The following is a 6,351-nucleotide window of genomic DNA, read 5'->3' as shown; positions in this document are numbered from 1 at the left end:
TCACCCAGGGTAGACGCTCGTGCCTCACGCCAACCCTGGGCTTTGAGGCGGAACCCCTTCGGGGTAAGTGCCGGTTACGGTTGGGCGATGGTTTCACTCTCTAGTTCTAGTCTAGTCCCCATTTTTGGAGGTAAAGATGAGAGAGGGCTGCCGCACTCGATATGGCCCTGTTGCTCGCGAAGCGTTTGGAGTTGATCGGGAACCGCAAAAACTTAGGTGAATCTGAGCGCCACATGGTTTCGGCCAACATCACAAAGGTTGTGGGGCTTATAGCATTCTTCCCGAGCGTGGGACTCCTCCTGTGGCTGTGCGAGTGGCTGATAGGCGGATCGTAAGCCCGGAAATGCAAAATGGTTGGGGACATCTACTTTTTCGACAATTGCGTCGATAGACCGGGGTGTCGCTACGCTCCAGGCCCCGGCTACAGTGCATGACAGAAGTCATTTCCGAATCGAGCAGTTAGACGGGGTTTTGGAAGGATCGTCGATGAAGCCCTTGAGCGCGTTGCAGAGGCGATCAGAAACTTCATCGCTGGTCTTGGTAATGAAGTCCCAGCAACATTCAGCTTTAAGCCTTAGCCACAGTCGTTCGATTGGATTGAAATCCGGGGAGTAGCCCATCGACGTCGAGGCCGCAAATCTCCCGCAACCTCAGACTCGTCACTTACCCACAGCTCGATCTTGGGCTGTCGGTTTATCTCGACAGGGATAGTTTGGCAACAAACCCACCGTCGAGTGCCACGTGAATCCGGAGTTGATCTCCCGAGCTGACCCGGGAACGAGTGTGGACAACGTGGTTCGGGTCCGTGGCGGTGTCGTTCGCATCTTTCCAGATCTCCGCTTCGAAGGAGCCTTTTCCGAGAAAGCCAAGTGGAATTGTGAGGTCGCGGGGCTGGACGGCCGACATGCCACCGAGATACCAGTCTCGACCCTTGCGACGGGCGGTCACCAACACTTCACCCACCTGACCGACCAAAACACGTGTCTCGTCCCACCAGGTCGGCACAGTTCTGAGAAAATCGAACCCCAGCTGACCCTCGTACGCGGTGGGATAATCCGCGACCATTGGGTTAGGGTTGTCAAAGCAGACATACATCGCAAGATGATGCCCCCGGGTTCCAAGGACATTCGGCGCAACGCCTTTAGGTTGGAATCGCTGAGGCGACACGGCACGGAAGCCCCCCAGATGGTAGTCCATGCGACCGGCAACCAAGCGAGTGAACGCCATCTTTAGGTTGTGCTCCGGAGTGCATCGATCGCTCCACTTCAGGTACTCCAGATTTAAGGCACCCTCATGGTTCATCAGGTTGGGGAAGGTTCGTTCGAGGCCGGTGGGCTTCCAAATCCCATGGAGCTGAATCAGGAGTTTGTGCTTGGCAGCGGACTTCAAAATCGACTCGGCGAACTCCACCGAGTCCTGATCATCGTGGTCGAAGAAGTCGACCATCATCCCGCTCCACCCTTGCTTTTGAAAGACGGCGAACGCTTCTTCGACCCGCCCTCGCAGCGCCCCCTGATGGACCCAGGTCCAAAGTCGAATGTTCTTCGAATCAGCGTATCGATGGATGGCTTTCAAGTCAAAACCTGCGCGAGGTCGGGTGACGTCCGTGTCCCGACCCGGTTCTACCCCTGGTTTAGACTGGTGATACCACGGCGTGGTGACGCCTTCGGTGGAGGTGATGGAATGGGTTGGGATGCCTTCGCGAGAACAGAAATCGATATACTTTTTGTTCGTCGCGAACGAAAGCATGGGTGTGCCAGGCTGCCCATCGTAGACGTCGCCGTTCCACCAATGGAAAGTGATTTTGCCTGGATGGATCCAGGAGGTGTTGCCGATCTCTGACGGGCTGTTGAGACAGTAGAGTGTCGACGATTCCAAAAGTGCCCCGGGGCGGTCCGCGAGGAGCACGACTCTCCAGGGTGTTTTCAACGGGAGGGTGGCTGAGACTTGTGAACCATCAGCTCGAGGTGTCAGTTGACAAACGAGGGCATCGTCACTCGATGCGTTACCGGCCCGCATGAGAGCCATGCCCGCGTAACGCCGCAGCGCTGCCTCGGTGATAGCGGCATGAGTGCCATCCTTCCAAGCGAGAGTCAGGGGCATGTCTAGAAGCTCACCCTTCCGGATTCGGCTGAACTCGGTGCTCGTGACGTTATGCTCGTGGGAAGTTTTGAAATTCTCTAAGTATTGGATGTGACCGATAGGATCGCCTGTCGGACAGAACGAAGTTGCTTCGTTGGTGATCGTGACCGAGGTCTGAGCACGTTCCGCCGGCAGTTCATAGCGCAGAGCGATCGCATCATTGTAACACCGGAACACCACCACCGTTCGGTGACCACTCTCTGTGACGAACTGAAGCCGGGCTTCGTTGAAGCGATCATCCGCATCTTTCGAGCGTCCATGCAGTACTCGGATCCGCTGATTTCTCGTGCTTCGAGTTTCCTTTACGACCCGTATTCCGCTCATCAGGTCTCCCGCCTGCGCTGTTTGGAGACTCAGATGGCAGTTGGTGAAGAGGACTCTATTCTGGAACGATGCCGACCAGCTGGGCGTTGCAATCGAATCCGGAACGGGAAGATGTAACGCGACATGAATTCGGCCGTCCGGTGAAGGCAAGTCGACCAGCTGACAAAAGGCTCCGGTGACCCCACCAGGGAAGGTAAGTAACCCTACACACACCGCGTAGGATCGGATCGCCGTGAGTATTCCACGCCTCCAAATCTCGGGCCAACGCGGTGCGATCAAATTGCCGTGCATTTCAGGGGTGGGCATTGGGTATTAGTAACGTGTGGGCTAGAGCCCGACAAGGGTATTCGCCCCTCAACACCGCGCATAGGCATTGTGAACGGCATGCCCAGAAAGCGGCAGCTGGAGGTGGCAGTCAACACCTTCGTGCGCAGTATTCGAACTGCAGCCAAAGCATTCATAGAAGATCCTCTCGGAACGCCGCCCATCCGGAACCGGAATCGCGTTAAATCGGTTCAACCCAACTTCCTCGAGTAGATGAGAGAAGCAGTATAGCTCCACACTCGGAACTGACTTTAGTATTCGGTGATCAAGATAGGTGACCTCGGGTGGCAGGGATTCTTTAGTTTCCTTGAGCCATCCGTGCACGCAGTGGCCTCTGAGGTTGTCGACTTCGGCCTAAGTTACGGGCTCCAAAACGGGCACCAAATGGTTCAGTTGGGTTAGGTAGGGTTCAGATGAGTTAGCTTGATTTGCTGAGGAAAATGAGACATTTTGACTTGGTTCGAAGGTCGTAGGCGAACGATTCCGACCCTCGCCTCCAAATTTTCGCAAACGCGAAAATTTGCCGCGCCGAAGTACCAACGAAGGCGGGCTACCAATACCCCTGCGCACCCCCAAAACTCCCAGAAAAACCCAACGAAACGCTCTTTTTAGCCAGAGTTATTCTTCATCATTCGCCCGTCACTTGATTCAGCTCCCTTGTAGCTCCCCCTTCACCTCACCCTAGCCCAGCCCTTCCGACTGCTAACAAAACTGCTAACATACATCACCCTTACCACCGACAACGTTGCAGTTCCTGGTTGGATTCGAGCCGGGTGAACACCCGCCTCGTCCCTGACCGTCCCTAAGTCAATTTCAAGCGCAGCGTTCATTCACAGGTTAATCCGCAGTGGCCCCCGAATGTGTTGCATCCTATTTTTCCCTGAACCCGCCGAGTCGAAAAACTCGTTCCACGGTCGCCCAACCTGAAGACGTATGCGGAGCGCTTTGTTCGCACGATCAAGGAGTCGTGTTTGGACAACCTGATCCTGTTTGGCGAATCGTCCTTGCGAGAAGCGCTTTCTCAGTTCGTTGAACCCTATCATCAGGAACGAAACCACCAGGGGCTTGAGAACAAAATCATCCGGCCTGAGTTCGCGGAGTTCCCAGCAGAAGGATGGGTTCAGCGTCGTAAAAGGCTCGGCAGCCTTTTGAACTACTACTACCTAGAAGCCGCACAAAAGTGTCCTCGTTCGAACTTGTGGACACTGCGGGATATGCCGAAAAAGTGACTGGTTTCGCCAACCGAATCCCAAATCGCGCGGGGTGCAACGCCTCCCGGCAGATAGGCATCCGGGCCGGCTACAATTCTTTCAACGCGTGATTGGCCCTCACCGTAGCCCGCAGGGTTAAACCCCTGCGGGCCTAATGGTCGACTGTTTCTCGAGTGGACTTACCGCAGCACTTCGATGCCCGCTCCGAAGTTGATGTGATAGGCCGCGCCGCCGAGCACCAGCGCGGGAACGGATTTAACGCCCGCTTGCTCTGCTTCGGCGACTCGATGCCTTTGCTGGCCCAAGTGGACGTGTTCCACGTCGAAGCGGGCGGGATCGAGGGCTGCAGCGACGTTCTGTTCAGCGGCGACACACACGGGGCAGCCCGCGTGATAGAATACTGCTTTGGTTTTCATGACGGTTCTCTGGATGTTTCGTTTGCGTTTTCCATCTTATCCGGCGCTCGACTCGGATGTCGTGCGTCGAGGTTTCATTTCGTCAGAATCTGGCGGCAGCGAAAGAGGGCACAAACTGGTAGGTGGTCACCCTTTTGTTCCCAGCTGATTTTCCACCGCCCGTCGGTTAGACTCGTAGTATGACGAAGAAAACCAGACTCAAAGCCAAGGTGCTCTCCCTGCCCGAAAGCAACGCCTACCGGCGCTTGGAGGACGTGGTGGGATGCAAGTGGCCGGCGGCGGTCGTGGCGGCCATCGGGCGTGGCGTCGCGCGGCCCGGACAATTGGAGCGGTTCATCCCCGGCATCTCAACCAAGGTTCTCAACGAGCGGCTGCGCAAGCTGCTGGACTACGGCGTGATCAAGCGGGCAGAATTCCCCGGCAAGGTGCTGCGGGTGGAATATCAACTCAGCGCTACAGGCCGGAAGCTGGAGGGCATCATCGAACAACTCCGCGACCTGGACGAAGAGCACGCGCAAGGTCAGGTCGCCACCGTTGAAGGGTGACGGCGCGGGCGGCAATTGATTTTTTGAAGGCCTAACTTGAAGCAGGCAAACGCTACGGATTGGTCGCAGCCCTCAGTCCTATCGGCGAATCAAAGAAATACTTACCGCTGTGCACCATCTCTAGCAGTTGATAGATGCTCCGGCATTCCCCCCAAATGTGCCATAGTAGGGGAAGCACCTTCCTACCGAAACATGAGAACAGACACCGCCGGCAGCAAGGAGTCATCGAATATTTGCAGGAGGAGGTTCGGGTTCTCCAAGAACAACTGGGGAAACGTCCTCGTCTCACCGATGACCAGCGCCGACGGTTAGCTGTCAAAGGCAAGTCGGTGGGCCGGAAGGGACTTCTACAGTTTGCCAGCATCGTTACCCCAGACACTCTGCTTGCCTGGCATCGTCGTCTCATCGCCAAGAAGTACGACGGGACCAAGAATCGCGGAGCAGGTCGGCCTCCGACCTCCGGCGATTTGAAGGAACTGATCCTAAAGATGGCGCGGTAGCATCGGTCGTGGGGTTACACGCGCATCCAAGGAGCTTTGGCCAACGCGAGACATGAGGTCGGACGCGGGACGATAGCCAAGATCCTCCGGGAGGCCGGCATTGACCCAGCGCCGGGGCGCCGGCAGGGAATGACCTGGAAGGAGTCCTTAAGAACTCATTGGGACGTCATAGCGGCCACCGACTTCTTCACGGCCGAGGTGTGGACTCCTGCAGGGTTGGTGAGCTGCCACGTCCTTGCGAGAAGCAGTTTCTCACTTCGTTCAACATTATCATCAGGAAAGGAACCACCAGGGGCTCGAGAACAAAATCATCCGCCCTGAGTTTGCGGAGTTTCCACAGACCGGCACTATTCGTTCACGTCGGCGCCTCGGCGGACTACTGCGCTTTTACTACCGAGATGCCGCATGAAAATCGCCTCGTTCGATTTTGTGGACACTACGGGCAAGGACTGTTTCGTCTGTAGTTGCGGTCACTGGCTCGTGGCGCGGTGCGTTCCAGCTAGGCGATAGAGTCGACGTGGGAGCACTCCTGTTCTTGAGGAATCTTGACCTTTCAGGATGCTAGCCATGCCCTGGGGCATGTTCAGCGCGTATCCATCTGGAGGCTTTGGATCATCCGTTTGCGATTCCGTCCGGTGAGCAAATCAGCTAAGGTGAATTGATCAAGGTGGCGGTAAAAACTGCCCACGGCCTCAGCGAGAATTCCCTTCAGCCTACAACTTCCATTGAGTTTGCAGCTGTTGGTGGCGGGATCGAAACACTCGACAATCACCGGTTGATCCTCGGTCTCTCGGATCAGTTTCCCGAGTCGGATTTGCTCTGGATTGAGCGCAAGCTGCATCCCGCCCCCTCGGCCCCGTCGAGTTTGAAGGTAACCCAATTTCGCCAG

The 6,351-nt window shown here is 56.2% G+C and carries 6 protein-coding genes; 3 read left to right on the top strand and 3 right to left on the bottom strand.

Translation table 11 applies throughout. The features are described 5' to 3' along the window. Nucleotides 1-693 precede the first annotated feature (693 nt). The gene (locus tag JNN07_08865) at nucleotides 694-2,772 is read right to left on the bottom strand and encodes a glycoside hydrolase family 97 catalytic domain-containing protein (GenBank protein ID MBL9167836.1); all 2,079 of its coding nucleotides are present in this window, start codon (nucleotides 2,770-2,772) and stop codon (nucleotides 694-696) included. Nucleotides 2,773-3,713: 941 nt separating this feature from the next. On the opposite strand from JNN07_08865, the gene JNN07_08860 reads away from it, so the two are divergent. Continuing rightward, the gene (locus tag JNN07_08860) at nucleotides 3,714-4,019 is read left to right on the top strand and encodes a transposase (GenBank protein MBL9167835.1); all 306 of its coding nucleotides are present in this window, start codon (nucleotides 3,714-3,716) and stop codon (nucleotides 4,017-4,019) included. 161 nt (nucleotides 4,020-4,180) lie between these two features. Here JNN07_08860 and JNN07_08855 read toward each other — a convergent pair whose 3' ends face one another. Next, on the bottom strand, nucleotides 4,181-4,417 hold the full coding sequence (locus tag JNN07_08855; protein MBL9167834.1) for a hypothetical protein: 237 nt from the start codon (nucleotides 4,415-4,417) through the stop codon (nucleotides 4,181-4,183). Between the two features lie 179 nt (nucleotides 4,418-4,596). Here JNN07_08855 and JNN07_08850 point away from each other — a divergent pair, with 179 nt between their 5' ends. Next, nucleotides 4,597-4,962: a helix-turn-helix transcriptional regulator gene (locus JNN07_08850; GenBank protein ID MBL9167833.1), complete on the top strand. Its 366-nt coding sequence runs from the start codon at nucleotides 4,597-4,599 to the stop codon at nucleotides 4,960-4,962. Between the two features lie 155 nt (nucleotides 4,963-5,117). Continuing rightward, on the top strand, nucleotides 5,118-5,462 hold the full coding sequence (locus JNN07_08845; GenBank protein MBL9167832.1) for a hypothetical protein: 345 nt from the start codon (nucleotides 5,118-5,120) through the stop codon (nucleotides 5,460-5,462). A 583-nt stretch (nucleotides 5,463-6,045) separates the two neighbouring features. Here the strand turns inward: JNN07_08845 and JNN07_08840 are convergent. Beyond that, nucleotides 6,046-6,351: Rrf2 family transcriptional regulator (locus JNN07_08840; protein MBL9167831.1), on the bottom strand; the 306-nt coding region annotated here is incomplete at its 5' end.

The organism is Verrucomicrobiales bacterium (assembly GCA_016793885.1).
GTDB lineage: Bacteria > Verrucomicrobiota > Verrucomicrobiia > Limisphaerales > UBA11320 > UBA11320.
Note: the sequence above shows the minus strand (reverse complement) of the source record. Positions and strands in the feature narration are given on the sequence as shown.

Coding starts and splice junctions, on each gene's coding strand:
- JNN07_08855 (MBL9167834.1), bottom strand. CDS start 4,417: ATGAAAACCAAAGCAGTATTCTATCACGCGGGCTGCCCCGTGTGTGTC.
- JNN07_08850 (MBL9167833.1), top strand. CDS start 4,597: ATGACGAAGAAAACCAGACTCAAAGCCAAGGTGCTCTCCCTGCCCGAA.
- JNN07_08845 (MBL9167832.1), top strand. CDS start 5,118: ATGTGCCATAGTAGGGGAAGCACCTTCCTACCGAAACATGAGAACAGA.
- JNN07_08865 (MBL9167836.1), bottom strand. CDS start 2,772: ATGCCCACCCCTGAAATGCACGGCAATTTGATCGCACCGCGTTGGCCC.